The following is a 22,308-nucleotide window of genomic DNA, read 5'->3' as shown; positions in this document are numbered from 1 at the left end:
CAATGTTTTTCGGATTAGAGTAATCTGGTTCATGAGGGTTTCGTGGATGAATGTGGTAATTCTCATGAAACCCTCTCCTACTCAATCTTTGCAAGCTTTTGTCCGGTACTTAGCATGGAATGTCATTTCAGCGCTAGATTCCACTTTGCTTCCACCACCTGACACACAATCTGGCTCCCCAGGTCACAACCTGGGGAGCCAACCCGTTTCAAATCCGCGTTCTATCCCTTCACTCTTTTTCAGCGGGTACGTATCATGGCTAAAATCTATGGCGATCTTCAAGGCCTCAAAGCCAATCACATCAAACAGCTTGAGAAACTTCAGGAGCAGCGGCAACCGGGCGATCGCTTCCTCACCCCCGAGCTAGCTGAGCAACTTGCCGACCTGAGTGCTGCCATTCACCATCCCATTTCCTGCTACATCAACCGCCGAGGGCAGTTCGTGCGAGTGGCCGTAGGCACTCCCGCGCAAACCCAATTAAGGGAAGAAGCCTTGCCCCGGAAGAGTGGCGATCGCCTCAGCGGAATTCGTTGCATCGTGGCTCAGGCCCGCCCCTACGACTCGGGCGATCTGGTCGCTATGGTGCAGCAACGGTTGGATGCCCTTGTTGTTTTAGCCCTTGAGAATGGCGGTCGTAATAACCCAAATGCAGGGACGATTCAAGACGTGTTTTTAGCTCACCTGGCACCCGACCTGGAGCAGCCCTGGATGGTGGAGTCATTCAGTCTAGATGACCTAACAGACCAGGATGCCGATGACCTGATTCATAGCTGGGAACGAGAGCTTCAGGATGCTGGCATTGATTTGAATCAGCTACATCCATCTGAGGCCGATCACGATCGCGTTCTGATCGTGGCGGTAGAAACAGATGACCTGGCCGACCGCGCCTTTGACGACAGCGTTGCTGAGCTAGAACGTTTGGTAGATAGCGCCGATGCAGAAGTGGTGGGCATGGTGCAGCAGAAGCGATCGCAACCCCATCCCAAGACCGTCGTTGGGCAGGGCAAATTAGACGAAATCCGCGCCGAAGCTCAACGGGTGGGAGCCAACTTAATTGTATTTAATCAAGACATTTCGCCCTCTCAGGCTCGAAATCTGGAAGACGAGATTGGCCTGCGCGTGGTCGATCGCACGGAAGTCATTCTGGATATTTTTGCGCAGCGGGCGCGATCGCAAGCCGGAAAACTCCAGGTCGAATTGGCACAGCTTGAGTATCGTCTGCCTCGATTGCGGGGGCAGGGGCGCACCATGTCCCGCCTCGGTGCTGGAATTGGAACCCGTGGCCCTGGGGAAACTCGCCTGGAAACGGAACGCCGCACCATCCAGCGTCGCATTGCCCAGCTCCAACAGGATGTCAACCAGCTACAAGCCCATCGCGCTCGACTACGGCACCAGCGAGAACAGCAAGAGATTCCCACCTTTGCCCTGGTAGGTTACACCAACGCGGGTAAATCCACCCTGCTAAACGTGCTGACCCACGCTGAGGTGTATACTGCGGACCAACTCTTTGCCACTCTCGACCCCACCACCCGCCGCCTCACCATCGCAGACCCCGAAGCCCAAACGCGCCGCGATATCCTGCTCACCGACACCGTAGGTTTTATTCACCATCTCCCGCCCGCCCTGATGGACGCATTCCGTGCCACCCTGGAGGAGGTGAGCGAAGCCTATGCGCTGGTGCATGTGGTCGATCTCTCCCATCCTGCCTGGGAGCGGCATATCCAATCCGTCGCTGAAGTGCTCTCTGAATTACCCGATATTCCTCCCCGAGAACTGTTGGTGTTTAACAAAGTCGATCGCACCAGCAGCGAAGCCCTAGCTCGGGCTCAAGCCCTCCATCCAGATGCAGTCTTTATCTCTGCCACTCATCGCTTAGGGCTCAACACTCTGCAACAACGCCTATTTGAATGGGTTGAATCCGTTCCCATTGCGTCTCAAGCTGACGGGTGACGGGTTCCTCCCATAGAGCCCACTCCCAGATCAGAGCTTCCCCCGTTTGTTAGAGGAAAGAGGGCGATCGCCTTCCTAGCATGAGGGTAGGCTTATCACTTCATTGCCATTCACTTCAATGTTGTCAATATTGAGAAACAACCATGAACGACCCATCCCTGTCAGATTCCAGCAATAATCCTGATCAGGCAGTTATCTCATCCGAGCAAGCCCAACCTATGGCCCCCACGAACGTATCGGGCAGTGCCATGCTGGATGCTCGCACCGCCACCGATGGTTCCCAGCCTGAAGGCGAACCCATTTCGGATCCCATTGCCACCAACGTTTCACGGGCTTCCTCCGGTGATGCTAAAACCGCCGGAGTTTCTACAACAGGTGGCTCCTTCTCAACGGGAGAGGAGCATAGCCCAGGACAGGTGAATCTGCAAAATAACCCCGACCTGCCTGACCCGGACATGCAAGGGGCTCTGCCTGATACCGACCCGATGGTGATGCCCACTGATCCAGATGCTAATTTGCCCACCTAGTCTTCACGTTTGCAACCTATGTTTTTGTGTGGGGTGCTTCGCACCCCACACAAAAACATAGGTGATGGATTCCGCCTCAGCGTACTAGTTTTTCTGCCAGTGTCATTGATCAATATCAACAAGACAGCGGCGGTTAAGCTCCTAAAGACGCCAGTTCGCGGATGACCACTTCGGGCGATCGCGGCTGCCAACCTAACTCCCGTATAGCCTTACTTCCATCGACACGCACACAGCGATCGTATAGATAATGCACCCGCTCCTTACTGATCGGCGGTTGCCACTTCAGCACACGGCCAATGGGATCAAGCAGATTACCCACGATCCGCACCACCGGAGGAGGCATTTCGGCGGGGGCGGCGAGTTGGTTAGCTTCACCCACAATCTGGAACATTTCACGGGTTGTCATTTCCCCAGCCGAGGCAATGTAGTGAGCACCTGACGGAGCTTTTTCGATCGCCAGCAGCATCAGATCGACGAGATCATCGACGTGAACAATGCCGGTGATGCGATCGCCTCCCGCCCATACCTTCAACTTGCCACTGCGAAAGGCCTGAAGCACTGGGCCAAAGTGCGGGTCATCTGGCCCAAAGATACCCGAGGGCATCACACTCACCACCGAAAAGCCTTCCGCTACCGCCTGATCCACCAACTGCTGCGCCTTGTACTTCGTGGAATCGTAGGCCGACGAAAAATCTTTTTGAGTCCGCTGAAAGGTTTCGTCAATCACTCGACCCTGGGTATCACCGTAAACCCCAATCGTGCTGCAATAGAGCATCTTTTGTACCTGAGCCGCTCGGGCTGCCGCCAGCACGTTAGCGGTCCCCTGCACATTCACCCGCTCCATACGAGCTGCATCCACAACGCCCAACTCCACATAGGCAGCGACGTGGAATACCCAATCAATGCCGCTCATGGCTTGCTTCACCGCATCGGTATCGGTTACATCCCCATAGGCAAACTCTACGGGCAGCCCTTCCAGCCGGGATAGGTCACTGGTCTTGCGCACCAATGCCACCACTGTATGCCCACGATCAATCAAAGCTTTGACCAGATGGGAGCCTGTAAATCCATTCGCCCCTGTAACCAGTGCTCTCATGGCTGTATCCAAACTGTTGAACAAGACAGAATCATTGTATCGCCCGTTATTAACGCCATTTTGAGCCAGGGATGCTTCTGAGGGCAATGCAATGTGCCACCTTCAAAAACTCTCTAAACTAAATTTCTATTTCCAAGAAGATAGAACTTACGCAAGCCCACGACATTGAATTGACCAATTATTTTGCCGTCTTGGCTCTCACAGCTCTGTCAGCTCTTTTTCCCCTGATGAAGCCGTTGCTAGTGGGAGATGAGGTGGAAGACTACAGTTTTCCACCTCATCTCCCACTCAGCAATTCTCATTTTGAAATCAGGCCCGAAAACCGCGCGCTAAAGGCGCGCGGTTTTCGGGCACCAAAGCCAAGAGTTCACGCCCGTAGGGTGTGAACTCTTGGCTTTGGTGCCCATACTGAGAATTGCTGTCTCCCACTAGCAACGTCCTTATGAAAAAGAGCTGTAGCTTTAGAATAGAAGATTGATTGAGTTATGCGATCGCCCATGTCCTCCCCTTCCACTGTCGAATTTCAAGATTGTTTTGATGTCATCGTCGTTGGTGCGGGTCACTCTGGCTGTGAGGCGGCACTCGCGTCGGCGCGGTTGGGATGCCGCACCCTCCTGCTCACCCTCAATCTGGACAAGATCGCCTGGCAGCCCTGCAATCCGGCAGTCGGGGGGCCAGCGAAGTCGCAGTTGACCCACGAGGTAGATGCTTTGGGAGGCGAAATCGGCAAGATGGCCGATCGCACTTACCTGCAAAAGCGGGTGCTGAATATATCGCGAGGCCCTGCGGTATGGGCATTGCGAGCACAGACCGACAAGCGCGAATACGCCGCCATCATGAAGGGGATTATCGAGAACCAGCCCAACTTGATGGTGCGGGAAAGTATGGTAACCGACCTGGTCTTGGGCAAGAACGACGAAATCATTGGGGTAGAAACCTACTTCGGCGTTGCCTTCGGCTGCAAAGCTGTGATTTTGACCACCGGGACATTTCTGGGCGGACGCATCTGGGTTGGCAACAAGTCGATGGCAGCTGGACGAGCCGGGGAATTCGCCGCCGAAGGACTAACGGAAACCCTGAATCAGATCGGGTTTGAAGTCGGGCGCTTAAAAACAGGAACTCCAGCCCGGGTGGATCGGCGCTCAGTCGATTACACCGCCATGGAGTTGCAACCCGGTGATGAGGATGTGCGCTGGTTCAGCTTTGATCCGGAGGTCTGGGTAGAGCGGGAGCAGATGCCGTGCTATTTAACCCGCACGACAGCAGAAACTCACCGCCTGATTCGGGAAAACCTGCACATGTCTCCGGTCTATGGGGGTTGGGTTGATGCCAAGGGGCCACGCTACTGCCCCAGTATTGAAGACAAAATTGTACGGTTCGTCGATAAGGATTCTCACCAAATCTTCATTGAGCCAGAAGGACGGGATAGCCCAGAACTCTACATCCAGGGGTTCTCCACCGGGTTGCCCGAAAACCTACAGTTGCAGATGTTGCGATCGCTCCCCGGCCTCGAAAACTGCATTATGCTACGCCCTGCCTATGCCGTGGAGTACGATTACATTCCGGCTACCCAGTGCTACCCCACGCTAATGACGAAGAAAGTAGAGGGGCTATTCTGTGCCGGACAAATTAATGGCACCACTGGCTACGAAGAAGCCGCGGCTCAGGGCTTAGTAGCAGGCATTAACGCCGTACGCTTTGCCCAGGGCCAAGAGATGATCGTCTTTCCCCGTGAGCAGAGCTATATCGGCACGCTCATCGACGACCTGTGCACAAAGGATTTGCGGGAACCGTATCGGATGCTAACCTCACGATCCGAGTATCGGCTTATTCTGCGCTCCGACAATGCCGATCAGCGGCTCACCCCTCTGGGCCGCGAGATTGGCCTGATTGACGATCGCCGCTGGGATTTGTATACCCAGAAGCAGGAGGCGATCGCGGCTGAAAAAGAACGCCTTCACAGCACCCGCGTTAAACAACACGATGCGATCGGTCAACAGATCGTGGAGGATACTCAGCAAGCAATCAAAGGTTCGATTACGCTGGCCGATTTACTGCGTCGTCCCGGTTTCCACTACGGCAACCTGACACATTACGGATTAGGCAATGCATCCCTGAACCGGGAGGAACGGGATGGCGTCGAAATTGAAATTAAATATTCCGGATACTTACAACGGCAGCAGAATCAGATCGACCAGATCAGCCGCCAGGCAAACCGTCCCCTCCCCGCAGATCTGGATTACCACACCATCGACACTCTTTCTAAGGAGTCGCGTGAGAAGCTGGCAGCAGTACGGCCCCTGACCATTGGTCAGGCCGCACGTATTGGTGGCGTGAATCCAGCCGATATTAACGCGCTGCTCCTACATCTAGAGATCAGCGCTCGCCGAAAAGCCGCAGCAGTTTAGCCGCTGTAGGCTGACACCAGTTGATTACAAGTGATGCATTTTGTTGAGTCGAGTGTATGAGACGTACTCAACTCAACAAAATGGGTGACTTTGACTAAAACGCACTTCAGAATGGGCTGACTGATTCACCATCCGCTACATATGGCGTAATTTGCTGTGTTCGTTGAGTTTTCTCACCAGACACAGCAAGGTGAATAAGCTTTGAAAACCACCCAAATTGATGATGAATCCCTTCAGCATTTCCCTCACACTGCGGGAGACAACACTAAAACGGATTCATAGCTATGAAGTATCGGAGACTCGGTAGCAGTGATCTGAATGTTTCTGAGATCAGCTTGGGGTCGTGGTTAACCTACAGTGGGGGAGTCGAGCGGCAACAGGCCGAAGCGTGTATCCACAAAGCCTTTGATCTGGGCATCAACTTTATTGACACCGCCAATGTTTACGGGCGCGGTGCAGCAGAATCTCTGTTAGGGGAAGTGTTGCAGGGAGTCGATCGCAGCTCCTATGTTCTCGCGACCAAAGTGTACTTTCCCATGTCAGATACCGATCGCGGTCTATCTGCAGCACAAATCCGCAAACAAGTGGATGCCTCTCTACAACGACTTCGCGTAGATTATGTGGATCTCTACCAGTGCCATCGCTACGACGTGAATACACCTCTGGAAGAAACCATGATGGCGCTCACGGAAGTCGTACAGCAGGGAAAAGCCCGCTACATCGGCTTTAGCGAATGGAACGCTAGCCAAATTCAAGCCGCGTTAGATATGCCCGATGCGGCCAAGTTTGTGTCTAGCCAGCCCCAATACTCAATGTTATGGCGACAGCCTGAAGCAGAAGTTTTTCCCCTATGTGCAGCCCATGGGATTGGCCAAATTGTGTGGTCACCTTTAGCCCAAGGAGTCTTGACTGGAAAATACAAACCCGGTGAAGCACCACCCCAGGATTCCCGCGCATCCAATGACAAGATGAATGGATTTATGAATGATTTGATGAGCGATCGCACCCTCGCTGCCGTTCAAAACCTCAAACCTATTGCCGAACGGCTTAATATCTCCATGGCTCAACTGGCCCTCGCCTGGATTCTACGTGATGAGCGCGTGTCGTCGGCAATCGTTGGAGCCAGTCGCCCCGAACAGTTAGCGGACAACGCAGCTGCATCTGACGTTGAGCTGAGTGCTGAGATACTGCGGGAGATTGATAACGTTCTGGCTCCAGCCATGCCTCAAACCGCAGCCCGGTAAAGTAACGGGTTGCTTGCTAGGTGTCGTGTGCGTACACCATACCCAGCAAGTATGCATAAGCTAAAAAAAACTCGGCTCCAGTCGCAGGGCCGAGTTTTAGACTTTGTGTTGTTGATACAGTCTTCAGCAGGGAACACACTTAACAAAACCAAAGCAGGGGGCTAAAAGCCCGAAAAATTAGTCGAAAACCCAATCAAACAGGGAGGCATTTAGCGATCGCCATTCCTCCAGACTGAGTTGATGTTGCTCGTACCAATCCCGCACCAATTGGCTCAGTTGGCTACAGGCTTCATAGCGGCTAATCAGTTGTTTCGCCGCCCGAATGGCCTGAAACTGTTCTTCATACACCTGACGAATATGAAGACGCTTTCGAGAGGCCGAATAGCAAACGCTACGGTAGCCGTCTTCCTCCTTCACCAATTCGATTACCCAACTTTGGTAGAAATCAATCAAATCACCACTCATTCCGGTCAAATCCTTCAGGTAACAACACAACTCGAATAATGGAATGGGGCTTTGTTCAGGGATGTCTCTACTTTAACCAAGTCTTCTCCTAACAACCCATGGCAACTTAGCGGAATATAGTTCCGCCAACTGTGCAAATTTCATCCCAGAATCAAACTTGAACCATTAAATACGCACCTGAAAGTAACCCTTTTTCAAGGAACCACTGCGTTTAACTGAACTTGCTAAACAGCTCGCAGCCTTAATCGCACGATTTTTGAGAAGGTATTCTCCCTGCCCAAGCGTTGGATACAAGCAGTTTTACGAGGGCGGTGGACTTTACCCGCCCCCGGATAGCCTTGGCCTGGTTAGTTAGGCATTCGAAGCTAATTGAAGGCATTGCCTTTAATTAGCTTCGAATGCCCTAACTAACCAGGCGATCGCAATAAAACCGGATTTAACACTTACAGAAGTGAGATTTACCCGATACGTTTCACTCACAAAAAACACGACCTACAACACCAGCCCAAATTATTGTTGAAAAACTGTCCAGGAAACTGGTAGATCCAACATAGTTGGTATGCTTTGGATGAAACCTTGCAAGCTCGCTTATGTGTAACAGCACTTCTTCAAAGCCCTCATCAACTGGCCAGCACCTTGTGCTATATCCGTTGGGTTTCAACCGGTTCTATAGCTTCCTACACTCCTAAGGAGCGTGCGTCGAACAACCTGTAACTCTTTTTGTGGGAGTGGTGGCTTTGCTACCACTCCCACAAAAAGAGTTACAGGTTGTTTTATTTGTGATTCCTAAGAAACACAGCTGTTTCTTTCATGTTTCACGGTTCTACCCAGTGAGGAACTCACATCTTGTAGCCAACCCCAGAAGCTCTATTTTTCGTGGAGGCACACGAAAAATAGAGCTTCTGGGGTTTGGTGCAAAATCCGACCTGAGATAGGGCACGCCATCAACTCTAAGACAGACACGATAGTTCACACTTTCCACTAGCAGAATTCGATAAGCTAAAGGGGAGAGCAATCAGGAATTATTATGAGAGCAATCAATTTTGCCAATGAGCGCAGATCCTGGGCATCCGTCATTCTATTCACCCTGGGTCTGTGGCTGGGCGGTAGTCTGGTAGTCAGCTTGATCGTCATGCCTACGCTATACGTTGCTGGCATGATGGCTGAAAGCGGCTTTACCTCCGTGGGCTATAGCCTGTTTTGGGTACTGAATCGGACCGAGTTGCTGTGTGCCTCGGTGGTTTTGACAGGCGTACTGGTGCTAGCCCAAAACTCGATTATCCATGATGGCCGACGGGCGATCGCCCTGGCTACACTTCTTCTCACCATCCCGCTACTCTACACCTACATTCTGACGCCCGAAATGATAGCGCTGGGAGCACAGCTCGACCTGTTCAGCGATCGCCTCAGCATTTCGCCCACGATGGATTGGCTGCATGGCGGCTACTGGAGCATGGAAATCCTCAAGTTCGGCCTTGGCCTCTGGCTGTTCCGGCAGATTGATCAGGCTCGTACGCTTCCATCCTCCTAAAAATAAGGAACGGCTGCGATCGCGAGTTTATTAGCAGAAGAGTGGAGCTTACTCCACTCTTTTTTTGGCTCGGTTCCTACAAAAAATCTATTTTTACGGTTCTTTAATATGCCAGCACACAAATTTCGACTGCCAAATTAGGACAAAGAGAATATGAAGCTGCGCCCTGTTCTACGCCCTGTTCCACGCCCTGCCACCTTATAGTACAGCTCCATATCGAATTGGTATTAAGTATGAAAACCTGGAAAACAAAGTGTGAAAATATACCTTTAGAACGTGGGATCTTCCGGCTGACAGGGCATCCTATACATAGGTCTGGATGAGGAAAAACACACTATGACGATGCAATTAATCATTCCTGATCCTGTTTTGGAAGCGCTGCGGATTCCCAATCAGCAGGTTGAGCAGGAGTTGTTGAAGGAATTGGCGATCGCTCTGTACGATCGCGAAATGCTCCCCTTTAGCAAAGCTGCCGAACTGGCGCAGATGGACAAACAGGAATTCAGCCGAATTGCCGCCCATCGAGATATTAGCCGCCGTTGTACTGTCACCGATGTAAATGGGCATCCCGTCTACACTTGCAGCGAATAAAGTTCAATCACAAGTAAATTTAGATGTCTATGATAAAAAGTGGCACGGCGCAAAGCACCGTGCCACTTTTTATCATAGACATTTAACCCAACATGACCAGGACTTACGCATTTACGTTGGGTGTGGTGTGCGAAGCACACCACACCCAACGTAAATGCTCTAAATATGGTGGGCTTGCGTAAGCCCTGATGACACAGGATGCTTTTCTCTCCAAGGGCAAGAGAAATCATCTTAAACGGGCTTTAGGGTAGGGTTGGTACGTCCAAAGCAGGTGTGAAATTGATCTGAGATTCCCAGGTAATCAGGGTAATGCCCACCGCTTGCTCCAGTTGGGTCAGGCTGTTCAAGAACGCGATTTCTGCTTCCAGTTGTGCATTTTGGGCATTCACCAACGCTTCTTCTCGCTGGCTCAGATCCAGTAAGGTAACCCCGCCCCGGCCCCGCCGAAACTTTTCGCGATCGCCCTGCAATTGCAACGCGGCCGCCTCGGAGGCTCGGCGTGCTGCTTCTACCCGTAGTTGATTCGATCGCACGTCCTCCAGGCGCGTCGTTACCTCGTTGCGAATTGCCGTCGTTACACGTGCCAGTTCATTTTCGCTCTGCAACAGGTTTACCTGGCTACGGCGGCGCTCTGTCTCCAAGCGTTCATCCCCCAAAGGTCGGGTCACGACCAACCCCAATCGGGCCTCCGCATCATCGCCCATAGTAGCGCGCCCCTCCGCATCCAGTTGCCAGCGCTGATTATCCGCTGCAATATCCACGCTCACCTGCTCTACCTGGGTCGCAAGCTGAGCCCTGCGATAGTCAGGCCGTTGTTGATAAGCCGTTTCTAATAATGCCGTGAGCTTCAGGCTGGGTACTTGCTCCAGTGCCGCTGTAAACCACCGAGCAACTTCATCCAGTGATGCGACAAACTGGATCGGCTCATCACTACCAATTAAATTCAGCAGATTTGTATTAGCCTGGGCCAATTGGTTACGTGCATTTTGCAAGTCTCGTTCGGCATTGGCAATATTGCCGTCGGCTTCCACCAAATCAACTCGGGGACGCCGACCAGCCTGTACCAGAGCGTTGATGATTGCGTTCTGGTCACGACGTCGCTCCAGGGCCTGCTCCTGAATCCGAACCGCTTCCTGTTGCTGAATCAGGTCAGTGTAGCTAGTTATGGCCTGAGTGATGGTCTCCGTGGTTTGCTGTTGCAGGGCCAGCTGATTACGCTGCTCGGTCAGGCGTGCCTGGGTGATAGGGGCCCGGTTAATGCGTTCACCAAAGCCTCGCAGAAGCGGTTGGCGCACAATCAATTCGACAGGCTGATCATCGAGTGGGTCGATCGCCAATTCTAACCTGGTACCAATTGGGGTCAGGGTTTCGGCTGTGACCCGGGCCGACTCATCGGTGGTCGTGCGGTCTTCCCTCACAAACTCATTCTCCGAATCTTCTAAGCGTTGCGTCACGGCCAGGGAAAGCCGGGGAGTAATGTCGGGGTCAAATCGGCTCTCTGCCTCCACCAGTTGTTGTTGCTGCACAATCCGCTCTAGCAGGGCATCTCGTAGTTCGCGATTGCCTTCAAGCACCAAATCAATGAGTTGAGGCAGACGGAGGGGTACCTGTTGGAAATCAGTGGATTCTGAGAGAGAAGTTTGGGGTGTGGACTGAAACAGGGGAGAGACAGGGGCAACTCCCGTTGGGATAGTAGGATCGAGCGGCTGTGCAGTTCCGGCTGGAACTATAGAACCCAACAGCACACCTGTGAGAAGACTCATTTTGAGCCATGGATGGCGATCGCCCAACATCCTCCTCTAATCTCCCCGCAGTGCATCAACAATATCTAAGCGAGCGACCCGCAAAGCTGGCAGCAGGCTGGCCCCGACCCCTACGGCAAAAGCAGCTCCCATGGAGATTGCTGCATCCTGCGAGCGAAACGTGTAGGGAACCTCAAAGACTTGCTTAGCCGCCACCTGGGTCAAGAAGTGTACCGTTACCACTGCAGCGACTCCACCTAGCAGGCTCAGAACCGCTGCCTCGGTAATAAACTGAGCCATCACCTCCAGATCTGTGGCACCTAACGCTCGCCGCAGACCAATTTCTCGGGTTCGCTCTACCACCGCTGCCACTGTGATATTGGCAATTCCCACTCCGCCAATCACCAGGGCCAGCAGCCCCACTCCTTTCAATACTCGGGCTGACGCTCGCTGCTGCTGTTCTTCTTTGTAGAGATCTTCCGCATTACTTCCAATCTGAACATTAAAACCGGGATAGCGCTGCTTGAAAAAGGTTTCCAACGATTCCTCTACTGTCTTGTAAGTGCTCAGTTGGGCAAGAGCAAGTTGTGCCCGTTCCATGTTGTACCCGCCGGCCAGCACACTGGTATAACTCTGAGTAAACCAGACGGTTCCAGTTGGTTCTTCGTCTGCCCAGTTTTTCTTGGTTTCGCTTACCCCAATTACAGTGAAGCGGGTTCCGGCAATATAGATACCTTGCCCAATCGGAGACACGTCCTGAAATAGGCGACCGGCTAACGCTTCATCCACGATGACCACAGCGTAGTACTGCTCAAAATCCACCGGGCTGAAAAATCGCCCTTGCAGAATTTGCCGTCCGGTCGTTTGCTGGTAGTTCTGTGAAACACCAACCATATCTACCTGGGTGGCTACTACATCCTGGTATTGCACCTCAGAAATGCCCCAAATGTTGGTCGTAAAGCTATAGTCACGGATGCCCGCCACCTCCCGACGCGCCGTTTCGATCTCCTCGGCAGTGAGGCGAGGTGGATCTTTATCCCAGGTGGGGTCGTAAATAAAGGGAGAGACGTAGGGGTTATCACGTTCTGCAAGCTTCTGATTGAGCTGGGTCGTAGTAATGGCATCGATGTTAAGAGTGGCATTGACCGCAGCAACTCCCATAAAAATGCCGAGAGCCGTCAGCCCCGATCGCACCCAATTACCTCGCAGATCGTTGAATGTAACCTGCAATAAATCTAGAGGAGAGAGGCTCATGGCGACGGAGCCTCCCCCGGTGCGGTGAGGGGTGTACCCGGAGTTAGCGTAACGCCAGAGGGAAGGACGGGAATAATCTGGTCTCCCGGAGCCAGACCAGACCGGATTTCCACCTGTTCCACGCTCTGAAGCCCCAGCACGACCGATCGCCTCTGTGCCGTCCCATCCTCACCTCGCACCCAAACATAGGGGGAGTCTCCATTCTGAACGGCTGTAATGGGGATGGCGATCGCATTCCGGCTTCGCTCTAAAATAATTTCCACACTGACATCGCTACCGGGAATTAGGGTCTGGCTGGGAGCATCCAACACTACTCGTGCTTCCACAGTGGTTGGGTCGTTGCGGCCAGAATTGTTGGCACTAGGGGCAGCAGCCTGGGGCGCGACATCAGCAATCCGGCCTGCAAAGGTACGTGCATTGGGGCCAATAACGCTGACCCGCACGGGCATGTTGGGTCGAACCCTTTGGGCATCCAATGTCAATAATTGAAGCCGTACCATTTCCTGGGTGGGGTCACCGATGGTGAGTAACTCCCCCTCCTGCTGAACCCCATCCCCCGGATTAACCAGGACGTTCAGAATAACGGCATCGAAAGGGGCCACAATCCGAGTGTCGGCAAGCTGGGCCTGCAGGGTTTGCAGCTGTAGTTCATCATTACGAAGCTCCAGCTCAGCATTGGCAAGATCTACTTCCGCATCCCGCAGGCTACTCTCAGCGTCTTCCAAAGCATTTTGGTCCCCTCGAAAATCGTCTTCAGAAATAAAGCCCTGGTCCAGCAACGACTGGGATTCCTGAACCCGTTCTTGTGCTCGAGCGCGGCGACCCTGACGTTCTTGAATGCGCTCTCGTTCTCGGTTGAAGGTGTTGCGGGATTTTTGCACATCCACCCGCGCCTGGTTTAGTTGCTGTTGTAGGTTGCGATCGCGCAACACCAACAAAACCTCCCCTTTAGCTACCCGCTGCCGCTCGTTCACGGCTACCGCTTCCACGGTCACATCAGTTGGTGCTTTGAAGGTCTGCTGTCCCCCCAATTCCACCACACCAGACCCAGTCACGATGACCTCCACATCCCCCCGCTGAGCCGGAATGGTTGCCACACTCACGGGTTCTGCTGGGGCACGCAAGGTTTTCTGATAGGCAAACCAGCCTCCCAATCCCAGTAGTAAAACTAGACCAGAACCAATGATCCAACGTACCCCTCGGCGCTGCCGAGAATCGATATCCTCCTCCAGTAAACCCAGACCCGTTGCAGACGTATTTTCAGGAAAATCGGATGGAGGTTGCTGAGGCTCCAAATCCGAAGATAAATCAGGTTTCACCAAACCCCCTTAACTGACACCCAGATTCAGGTAGACGACGTTGAACAGCACCATTTAAGCCAACACTTTAGAACACATTTCTTGAGATTTTACGCGCAAAAAAGAGTGGTGCCAACAGAAAGCCAAACCCTGTATTCTAGCAACCTCACAAAATGCCAATCTAAATCTCTAAAATACAGGCGACACAAACCCTATCTATATCGATGAGGTGGGCGAGACTATTCCAGAAATAGCCAAAGATAGCATACAAAGCAGGACACCGAAAATGATTCTTAGTGTAATACTTAGAACAGCTTTCGCTCATGTTCACAAGCCTCCGTCAAGTATCCAGACTCAGTACAAAAGAGAAGTATTAAACATCAAATTCAGAGATAAAATATCAGGCTCTATTAAAACGGGTAGACAAATAATAAAATCCTGAGGTAATTGCAAAAAGCATGAGCCATAAACACAGTAATTTTCAAAATGGCCTATCAGACAAACACATAATTGGATATTCTGCGAGAACTTAGTTTTTGTTTTAACAGAACAACAAAAAACTAAGTTCTCAAACATCTCGACGGATGCTGATACAGCTCCTCAATCTATAACCCTTTCCGAGCCGATGAAGTACAAGAGATGGATGTAAGGCCTTGTCCTACGCCCATTTGGCTTAACGAGGTATAGCGGCCGGCGTCGCACTATCATCTACAATACGTCCATCACTCATACGGATCATGCGCTGGCTGTAGCTGGCCACTTCCTGGGAGTGGGTAATTACAATCAGGGTCATACCACTGGCATGCAGTTCATCGAAAATCTGGGTGATGACTTGAGCTGACTGCGTATCCAGTGCCCCCGTTGGCTCATCGGCCAACAGAAGGACCGGACGATTCACCAATGCGCGGGCGATCGCCACCCGCTGCTGCTGTCCCCCCGACAATTGCCCTGGCTTTTTGTGGAGGCGATCGCTCAACCCCACCCGCTGCAAAGCATACTCGGCACGTTTACGCCGAAGCGAGTGCCCTACTCCGGCATACATCATGGGTAAAATGACGTTTTCTAGAGCCGTCAGATTTGGCAGCAGCTCATAGCGCTGAAACACAAAGCCCAGCTTGCGGTTGCGAATTCTCGCCAAGCGGCTCTTGCTAAGCTGCGACACCTCGACTCCATCCAGGTAGTAGCGCCCTGAAGTCGGGCGATCGAGGCAGCCTATCAAGTTCATTAGCGTGCTTTTGCCGGAACCAGACTGGCCAATAATAGCGCAGTACTCCCCAGCGTGGATGGAGAGAGAGATGCGATCGCACGCCCGAATCATCGCTTCTCCCTGACCATAGACACGGGAAATGTTATCCAGGCGAATCACCGCCTGACGTTCCGCTTCAATACCAGAATTTGATGCGCCCATGCCCAGCCTTATCATGCCGACACCGAGAGGGGTCGTTGCTACTGTAACCCTAAATTCTGCCCATGAGGAGCCTCACTCCTGAGGGGCTAAACAATTACACTCAACCCGCATGGATTTAAACAATCAGAAGGGTATAGCGCGAACCTGCATCATGGAATTTTGAGAGGTAATTTGATTGGGCTGTGGAGTGGGGTTTTGAGAGGAGAGCGATCGCCATATATAGCACTTTCATGCTATATCCTCATTTTGCCCAACTTTGACTGTGCTGTGGTCGGCTTTGCGCTTAAGAAATGATGTTTAAAGCGGCCGCTATACGGCCCAAATCTGCCCATTTTCGCACTAGAACAAAAGTACGCTTTTATGGCTTTAAATAGGGTATTTTTTGCCCTTTCTATAGCGTAGGTACGCTATAATGAATACATAAATTAAGTGCTGTGGCGATCGCTCTCTCTATTGACCAGCCTTGGCTTACAGATATGAGCCAGTGAGCGAGCGTGTGTAACGTGCGGTATCGCCCAGTTTTCTGCCCCCATCCGTCTTCAAACTATCCCGTCTGATCGTTCGCCTCTGAGCCGAGGTCGTTCAGCCCAATTTTTAGAGGAGTTCCCATGGAACTGTACATCAACTCGGCCCGCATTCGGCAGGCCATGACTGATGCGTTGCCTGACCTGAAGCACAACCTCCGGGAGCGATGGGGCGAAGACCCCTACACCGATCCAGAACTCATGGAGGCGATGCAGCGCTGGTTAGAGTTATCCATCGAAGCACTCGTGAATGAGATGGATTACCACCTTTACAGCGGAGCCTATCCCTTTAATCGGCACGACTTTGAACACGCCCTGAGGGCGATCGACCAGCGGCAGCAACAGGATTCGGGTGCCGGTCAAGCTGTGGCGTAAAACAGATTTTTTCAATAAGGATTCACACACTATGGTTATGCAAACCCCTCGGAAACCAGAATTAACGATCAACGACTATCCCCATGAGATTGCCAAGTTGAGGACAGCGATCGCCCGTCTCGACCGCGAAGTTGCGAGTTTAGAGTATGCGATCGCCCGAATTGACCTGAGCATTGAAAACACCATTGCCAGCAACCGTGAGCTGAAGAACGACACCCAGCGTCGGGCGAAGCGCGGAGAGTTGCGTGGGTTCCATCCAGAGCTACGGACCTATCAAGAGCAGTTGACACGAGCCCGAGAGAAGCGTACCCGCAAGGAAATCCAACTGGAGATGCTGCGGAATGCGTTTAGTGTTGCCAAGCTCAAGCTACGGCACGAGATTGCTTCTATGGTTTTAGACCGCGATGTGGACTTGGCGATGGATTTGGCCTTGGCTGCCTAGGTGTAAAGCCCATTTTGAGAGCGATGGGACAGGCGATCGCTCCAAATGGGGTTGCTTCTCCGTTATCCTCTCTCACGACCCATTTGAGCTATTGTTTTCTCGGGGACTCTCTCCGTGAACAACCTCAAATGGGTTCTTCAATCAAGCATGATTACCGTTAGCGTTTACGGCATACCGTCCTGATGGACATGAAAGAAATTTTGGCTCACCGCATGCAGCAGTTGGGCTATAGCCAGTACAAACTCACGCAGGAAGTTTGCAAATTGCGGTCCGAAGATGGCGATGTCCCCCCAGTGCTGAAATACAACTCCAGCATCGGCAAAGCTCTCAACGACCCCGACAATGTCAAGCTCTACATCATTGAGGATATTGTCAACGCATTGGGTGGCGAGATCATTATCCGGTGGAACAACCCCCAGGAGATCCGCGTGGATTAACCTTTCCAGGCTTTATCACCCGTTCCAAGCAGATGAGGTACGTGAGACAAAGCCCACGTACCTCATCCGCCTGGAAAATGCTGTATCTTTGTTTTTCCTACTCTATCTTGAGAAATCGCCATGCGACCCGCACCCATCCCCCCCGGCCCTGGTCAAGAATCGGTCTGGGACTATCCCCGTCCCCCACGCCTGGAAGAAACCTCCAAACCCATCCAAATCATCTTTAATGGGGTCACGATTGCTGATACACACCGCGCCAAGCGGGTGTTAGAAACCAGCCATCCGCCAACCTATTACATCCCGCCAGAAAACATCAAGATGGAGTACCTGGTGGCGGCTGAGCGGGGCAGCTTTTGTGAGTGGAAGGGGCAGGCCCGCTACTTTACCGTGAAAGTGGGCGATCGCACAGCTACCGACGTTGCCTGGAGCTATCCCAACCCCACACCTACCTTCGCTGCCATTCAAGACCACGTAGCCTTCTATGCTCATGCCATGGATGCCTGCTATGTGGATGGCGAAAAGGCTCAACCTCAACCCGGAAATTTCTATGGCGGTTGGGTTACGTCAGATATTGTGGGCCCATTCAAAGGTGAGCCGGGCAGTTGGGGTTGGTAAGCAGCACCCATTCCACCGCTTCTGCAACAGTCGCAACTTGCGGCCCCTCAGGTAATGGGGGTCGTTCCACCATCACGACAGGCAGGCTCAACTCCCGAGCAGCCTGAAGCTTGGCATTTGTGGAGCCGCCGCTGTTCTTGCAGACTAAGGCCTCGATCCGATACTCCAGCATCCAGGTTCGCTCTTGCTCAACAGTGAACGGAGGACGGCCATAGAGAATCTCGCCACCAGGAAGAGCGGCATCCGGTTGAGGAGCTTCCAGCAACCGCATGAGAAACCACAGGCTACGCAGAGGCGCAAAGGTGGCCAGATCCTGACGGCCAATCGCCAGGAAAATACGTTGGGCCAAACCAGGAAGTATTTCGGCGGCGGCTGACAGCGTTGGGACGGATAGCCAGCGATCGCCCTCCTCAGCCTTCCAGGCAGGGCGCACCAGCATAAGCCGGGGGATATGGCAGGTGTGGGTGGCGATCGCCGCCTGCTGAGACATCTGCTCGGCAAAGGGATGCGTAGCATCTACCACAACATCAATTTCTTCCTGCTGCAAGTAAGCGACTAGCCCTGCTACCCCGCCAAAGCCGCCCACCCGCCATAATCCAACTGGCGTACGAGGCTGTTGAGTTCTCCCGGCCAGGGATGTCATAACGGTCAAACCCAGACCAGTAAGGGCTTCTGCCAACTGAAACGCGGACTCTGTACCACCCAAAATCAGAACGCGATTCATCCCAAATGCTGAGTTTCGTTGCAAAGGTTGCACACAAGTGTTACATTTCTTAACAGGGATTTGGAATGGCGATCGCGGCTTTGAGCCAATGAGTTTTCATGACTACCGGTCGTGCTGTCAGCCAAACTTGAATTCTCCTTCCAACACAGCAAGTATAACCAGCCTCCTTCCGTGGCTGGTTTTTATTTCAGCTTGGGCACGAGATATTCTACAATCCTTTCTTCCGGCTGCAATGCCAAACGTTTGTATTAATTCCTGTTGGCTATAAATGAAATCTCCCACAGATACACATACCTGCGGTTTAACCGTGATACCTTAGTGATTAGTGTGATAAGCCTGGGCATTGGGTATTAAGCCAGGCGAATTGTTTTGAGTAAAAATCTTTTCTTTTCTCATGACAGAATCTATCACCTTAGAGGGGCTAGCTCTATTTGTGGTTAGCAAATAGCTGTTCTAAGCAAATTTGTCTGAAACCGACGTCTGGAGGAATCTTTAATCTATGTCTGTTCGTCTCTACATTGGCAATTTGCCTAAAGAGCTTGAGCGCCAGGAACTAGCCGCACTTTTTGAAGAATATGGCGATTCCGTTAGCACCAAGGTCATTACCGATCGCAAAACTGGCAAGTGCCGTGGTTTTGGCTTCGTTACCGTGAAAACGGACGAAGAAGCGGATAAAATCATCGAAAAATACAACGGATACACCCTGAAAGAAAGCACCCTCAAGATTGAGAAAGCGAACCCTCGTACCAAGGGTGAAGGCGAAGAGGGTAGCGAAGTGAGCGCACCCGCCCCATCGGGTGGCGGTCGCCGCAAGAATAACAGCGGTGGCGGTGGCAACAAGCCGAAGCGCACCAGCAGTGGTGATTCCGATTCCGTACAGCCTGACCCTCGTTGGGCTCAAGAGCTCGAGAAACTGAAGGAATTGTTGGCGGCTCAAACTACCAATTCCTAATTAGGGCTATCAATAGTCCTCTATGGCAATGGGAGCGTTCTGTAGAACGCTCCCATTTTTTATCGGTTAGACCGCCGCCAGTCGGGGCGGGAATGATGGGTTACCGTTTCAACCATTGAACGGCCTGTTGTTGGAGCATTGCGATCGCTGGGCTTGGATTCTGCGACTGAATGTTGCCCGGATTGCTCCAGGTAAAGGGGGCTTCTCGCTCTGCGGACATCCACAACAATCGTCGGGCACGGGTCATGGCTACATAAAGTAAACGAAATTCCTCAGCCAGTTTAAGATAGTTGGCCTGTTCCCAGGCTCGTTGAGTTGGGGGTAAGGGAAATTGCCCATGAACGATGGCCCGAATTTGGGCTCGGGCAATTTCTGCCAGACTAAAACGCCCTAAAAATTCACCCTGGGGCGGAATCCAGACATCACCGGGAATAGTGTTGGCATGGAGAAAAGGAAGAAAAACTGCATCCCAATCCAATCCCTTAGCCTTGTGCATCGTCATAATGGTGAGCTGTCCGGCACGGGTATAGCGAGCATCCGTATCTGTTTGAACCGGCTCAAAACGTTCGGCTCGTACGATTTCTCCCAGAGCGCTGAGAATGGCCGGCAGAGAAGATTCAAACGTCGTTTGGCGAGCAATACGAACAGCTAATTTGTCAGCAGTCGCTAACTCAGTCTGGTCATAGCCCAGGGTTAATGCCAAAAACGGGATGAGTTGGTACGGGGGTAGCTCCAATCGGGCACGCAGCAGGTTGTTACAGTAGCGACGGGCCGTCTGCACTGACTCCAGCTGCGCCGAATCCAGGGGGCCGGGGAAGAGAAATTGCTCTGGCTGGGGGGTAATTTCGTTGAGATCCTGGGTGGGTACTCGCTGGCGGTTGACCAGCACTTGCAGGGCCGCTTTCAAGTAATCCGGCGAGTGGGGCCGCTCCAAAAATTGCAGCAGAGAAAAGATTTCAGCGGGAATGTGGGAGTGGCGATCGCGCTCTCCAACCTCATAAATCTCCAGACCCAACCGCTCAAAATCGACCCCAGTATCGACAGACTTCGAATTGCGAAGGCAATCGGCAATAAATTTACCCTGACGATTTTCCCGGACTAGAATGGCTAGACGGACTTCCGGATCACTCTGGTACAAATCCGCCACTCGCCGCGCAATCAGAGTGACCGCATGGACTGGATCATTGGGAAAGCGAATTTCCAGGCCTTGACCCATCGGAGCGGGGTTAGCATCTGATTGCGGATCGCCAGCAGCCACCGGAAGGATATTTTGTGGTCGAAATGGAACATTGAGACCATTTGGGCCTGGATAACGCTGGTTCACCCAGGCCAGCAATGTGTTAGCTGCTTGCATCAGAATCGGGCTGCTGCGGCCTGCCTGATCCATCGTCGCCAGTTGGCCCTGTGCCTGACACGCCTCGCAAAACTCCCGAAAAAACACGGGGTCTGCTGGGGTAAAGGTAGAGTTGATGGCCTGGTTGGGGTCACCTACTCGCACTAGGTTCATAGCTCCTGTTTGAGGATGGGTCGCCAGAATCTCTAGCAGGCGAGTTTGCAGGGGCGATGAATCCTGCGCTTCATCCTCAAAAACAGCCGCGATCTGTCCCTGCCAGGTATAGCGGGCCTCGTTATCCTCCAGCACCCGGAGGGCCGCCAGAATCATGTCGTCGTAGTCGATGAAGCTACGCTGTTGCAGCAAGAGCTGGTACTGCTGGTAAAGGCCTGCAGCGATCGCCAACAAATCATAATCTGCCGCCGATTCTGCTTCACTAACATTGCGAATGCGATCGCGACTATGGTGCACGAGCAGTTCGGAACTCAACCCCGAACTCTTCGCCTCCCGAATCACCGTGTGAGCCAGGCCCGGAAGAATTTCTGTGCGCAACACTGACTGCCGTCGCAACCGTTCAGTCTCTTCCCCGTCAAAACTCTGACCCTCAATTAACCGCTGGTAGAGAATGGGGTTAGCGGCCACCCACTGATCCACACTGGTACGAATCAACCGATGACTCTGATTCGGAGACACCAGGGTCATGCGATCGAGGGTGAGGCCTGATAGATCAGGATGACGGGTTGCGATATTGAGAGCTAAACCATGCAGGGTGTAAACGACAAAACCACTAATGGGTAAGCCAAGCTTTTCAAGTTCCTGCCGCACCTTGAGGCGAAGATTGGCGGCAGCCGAGCGGGTGAAGGTGACCAGGAGAATTTGGCTATCCGATGGACGGCCCACCTCCCGCGCCTGAAGATAGCGACGGCCCAGTTGAATGGCAGTGGCGATCGCCATCCCCGTTGACTTCCCGGCACCTGGTACTGCCGACACGGCCAGCGGCCCTTCCGTCCAATCGGCCAACGCCTGCTGGCCGGGCCGCAATTGGTCGCGCAACTGTCGCAGTTGTACATCCAACTCCTGCCACCGTTGCTCAATATTCAGAAATGCGTCAACCATACCCTGACCTGACAGAGGGGCTATCTAGCCCTATTCTCGCTTATAGCAATGTGCAAGTGCGTTAAGTGCAGAAACGGTGGTGTGGGGCACGAAGTCCCCCACACCACCGTACTTAATCAACGTGCACAGCGCTATGTACAGAACTGACGCAACCTGAGTTCACCTTTTTCAAGGACCATGTAAAGTCATTAGTTCGGACAGTTTTTCTGAAACCCTTGATTTTGCGTGCGCTTCGCGCACGCAAAATCAAGGGTTTCAGAAAAACTGTCCAGAGTA

General features: G+C 52.6%; 19 protein-coding genes. 11 read left to right on the top strand and 8 right to left on the bottom strand.

The genetic code is table 11. The annotated features are described in order from the left end of the window. The first annotated feature begins 255 nt into the window (after nucleotides 1–255). Together hflX and NDI52_RS06855 are read left to right on the top strand one after the other, a co-directional pair. Complete coding sequence (hflX, locus tag NDI52_RS06860) at nucleotides 256–1,950, top strand: GTPase HflX (protein WP_190771854.1); 1,695 nt, start codon at nucleotides 256–258, stop codon at nucleotides 1,948–1,950. A gap of 143 nt (nucleotides 1,951–2,093) precedes the next feature. Further along, nucleotides 2,094–2,477: a hypothetical protein gene (locus NDI52_RS06855; RefSeq protein ID WP_190771855.1), complete on the top strand. Its 384-nt coding sequence runs from the start codon at nucleotides 2,094–2,096 to the stop codon at nucleotides 2,475–2,477. A gap of 133 nt (nucleotides 2,478–2,610) precedes the next feature. Here the strand turns inward: NDI52_RS06855 and NDI52_RS06850 are convergent, their stop codons facing one another. Next, nucleotides 2,611–3,573 carry an NAD-dependent epimerase/dehydratase family protein gene (locus NDI52_RS06850; protein WP_190771856.1) on the bottom strand — a complete coding sequence of 321 codons (963 nt, stop codon included), beginning with the start codon at nucleotides 3,571–3,573 and terminating at the stop codon, nucleotides 2,611–2,613. Nucleotides 3,574–4,070: 497 nt separating this feature from the next. Here NDI52_RS06850 and mnmG point away from each other — a divergent pair, with 497 nt between their 5' ends. Next, nucleotides 4,071–5,981 carry a tRNA uridine-5-carboxymethylaminomethyl(34) synthesis enzyme MnmG gene (gene mnmG, locus NDI52_RS06845; protein ID WP_190771857.1) on the top strand — a complete coding sequence of 637 codons (1,911 nt, stop codon included), beginning with the start codon at nucleotides 4,071–4,073 and terminating at the stop codon, nucleotides 5,979–5,981. A gap of 284 nt (nucleotides 5,982–6,265) precedes the next feature. Next, nucleotides 6,266–7,225: an aldo/keto reductase family protein gene (locus tag NDI52_RS06840; protein ID WP_190771858.1), complete on the top strand. Its 960-nt coding sequence runs from the start codon at nucleotides 6,266–6,268 to the stop codon at nucleotides 7,223–7,225. 177 nt (nucleotides 7,226–7,402) lie between these two features. Here NDI52_RS06840 and NDI52_RS06835 read toward each other — a convergent pair whose 3' ends face one another. Beyond that, nucleotides 7,403–7,690: a hypothetical protein gene (locus tag NDI52_RS06835; RefSeq protein WP_190771859.1), complete on the bottom strand. Its 288-nt coding sequence runs from the start codon at nucleotides 7,688–7,690 to the stop codon at nucleotides 7,403–7,405. A 1,027-nt stretch (nucleotides 7,691–8,717) separates the two neighbouring features. On the opposite strand from NDI52_RS06835, the gene NDI52_RS06830 reads away from it, so the two are divergent. Together NDI52_RS06830 and NDI52_RS06825 are read left to right on the top strand one after the other, a co-directional pair. Then, on the top strand, nucleotides 8,718–9,221 hold the full coding sequence (locus NDI52_RS06830) for a DUF4149 domain-containing protein (RefSeq protein ID WP_190771860.1): 504 nt from the start codon (nucleotides 8,718–8,720) through the stop codon (nucleotides 9,219–9,221). A gap of 336 nt (nucleotides 9,222–9,557) precedes the next feature. After that, on the top strand, nucleotides 9,558–9,812 hold the full coding sequence (locus NDI52_RS06825) for a UPF0175 family protein (protein WP_190771861.1): 255 nt from the start codon (nucleotides 9,558–9,560) through the stop codon (nucleotides 9,810–9,812). Nucleotides 9,813–10,054: 242 nt separating this feature from the next. On the opposite strand, the gene NDI52_RS06820 is transcribed toward NDI52_RS06825, so the two are convergent. The 4 genes from NDI52_RS06820 to NDI52_RS06805 all read right to left on the bottom strand — a co-directional run bounded on the left by NDI52_RS06820 (nucleotide 10,055) and on the right by NDI52_RS06805 (nucleotide 15,514). Next, nucleotides 10,055–11,575 carry a TolC family protein gene (locus NDI52_RS06820; protein WP_190789402.1) on the bottom strand — a complete coding sequence of 507 codons (1,521 nt, stop codon included), beginning with the start codon at nucleotides 11,573–11,575 and terminating at the stop codon, nucleotides 10,055–10,057. Nucleotides 11,576–11,611: 36 nt separating this feature from the next. After that, entirely contained in the window at nucleotides 11,612–12,808 is a 1,197-nt protein-coding gene (locus NDI52_RS06815; protein ID WP_190771863.1) for an ABC transporter permease, read from the bottom strand. Beyond that, on the bottom strand, nucleotides 12,805–14,127 hold the full coding sequence (locus NDI52_RS06810; protein WP_190771864.1) for an efflux RND transporter periplasmic adaptor subunit: 1,323 nt from the start codon (nucleotides 14,125–14,127) through the stop codon (nucleotides 12,805–12,807). Before NDI52_RS06810 ends, NDI52_RS06815 begins: the two co-directional genes overlap by 4 nt. A 652-nt stretch (nucleotides 14,128–14,779) precedes the next feature. After that, nucleotides 14,780–15,514, bottom strand: coding sequence for an ABC transporter ATP-binding protein (locus NDI52_RS06805; protein ID WP_199307872.1), 735 nt, complete (start codon nucleotides 15,512–15,514; stop codon nucleotides 14,780–14,782). 608 nt (nucleotides 15,515–16,122) lie between these two features. On the opposite strand from NDI52_RS06805, the gene NDI52_RS06800 reads away from it, so the two are divergent. From NDI52_RS06800 to NDI52_RS06785, 4 genes are all read left to right on the top strand, one after another. After that, nucleotides 16,123–16,413 (top strand): hypothetical protein, encoded by a 291-nt coding sequence (locus NDI52_RS06800; protein WP_190771865.1) that lies wholly within the window; start codon nucleotides 16,123–16,125, stop codon nucleotides 16,411–16,413. A 37-nt stretch (nucleotides 16,414–16,450) separates the two neighbouring features. Continuing rightward, nucleotides 16,451–16,855: a hypothetical protein gene (locus NDI52_RS06795; RefSeq protein ID WP_348256326.1), complete on the top strand. Its 405-nt coding sequence runs from the start codon at nucleotides 16,451–16,453 to the stop codon at nucleotides 16,853–16,855. A gap of 188 nt (nucleotides 16,856–17,043) precedes the next feature. Then, entirely contained in the window at nucleotides 17,044–17,292 is a 249-nt protein-coding gene (locus NDI52_RS06790) for a hypothetical protein (RefSeq protein WP_190771867.1), read from the top strand. Nucleotides 17,293–17,412: 120 nt separating this feature from the next. Next, nucleotides 17,413–17,907, top strand: a complete 495-nt coding sequence (locus tag NDI52_RS06785; protein ID WP_190771868.1) for a DUF427 domain-containing protein — start codon at nucleotides 17,413–17,415, stop codon at nucleotides 17,905–17,907. Here NDI52_RS06785 and NDI52_RS06780 read toward each other — a convergent pair. After that, on the bottom strand, nucleotides 17,876–18,631 hold the full coding sequence (locus NDI52_RS06780; protein ID WP_190771869.1) for a cobalt-precorrin-6A reductase: 756 nt from the start codon (nucleotides 18,629–18,631) through the stop codon (nucleotides 17,876–17,878). The genes NDI52_RS06785 and NDI52_RS06780 overlap by 32 nt on opposite strands. Nucleotides 18,632–19,130: 499 nt before the next feature. Between NDI52_RS06780 and NDI52_RS06775 the strand changes: the two genes are divergently transcribed. After that, nucleotides 19,131–19,583, top strand: a complete 453-nt coding sequence (locus NDI52_RS06775) for an RNA-binding protein (protein WP_190771870.1) — start codon at nucleotides 19,131–19,133, stop codon at nucleotides 19,581–19,583. A 100-nt stretch (nucleotides 19,584–19,683) separates the two neighbouring features. Here the strand turns inward: NDI52_RS06775 and NDI52_RS06770 are convergent, their stop codons facing one another. Beyond that, the gene (locus tag NDI52_RS06770) at nucleotides 19,684–22,032 is read right to left on the bottom strand and encodes an ATP-dependent helicase (RefSeq protein ID WP_190771871.1); all 2,349 of its coding nucleotides are present in this window, start codon (nucleotides 22,030–22,032) and stop codon (nucleotides 19,684–19,686) included. Between the last annotated feature and the right edge of the window lie 276 nt (nucleotides 22,033–22,308).

The sequence above is a fragment of the Leptolyngbya sp. PL-A3 genome (assembly GCF_039962325.1).
GTDB lineage: Bacteria > Cyanobacteriota > Cyanobacteriia > Elainellales > Elainellaceae > Vacuolonema.
The sequence above is the reverse complement of the archived record's forward strand: the minus strand, read 5'-3'. Positions and strand labels throughout refer to the sequence as shown.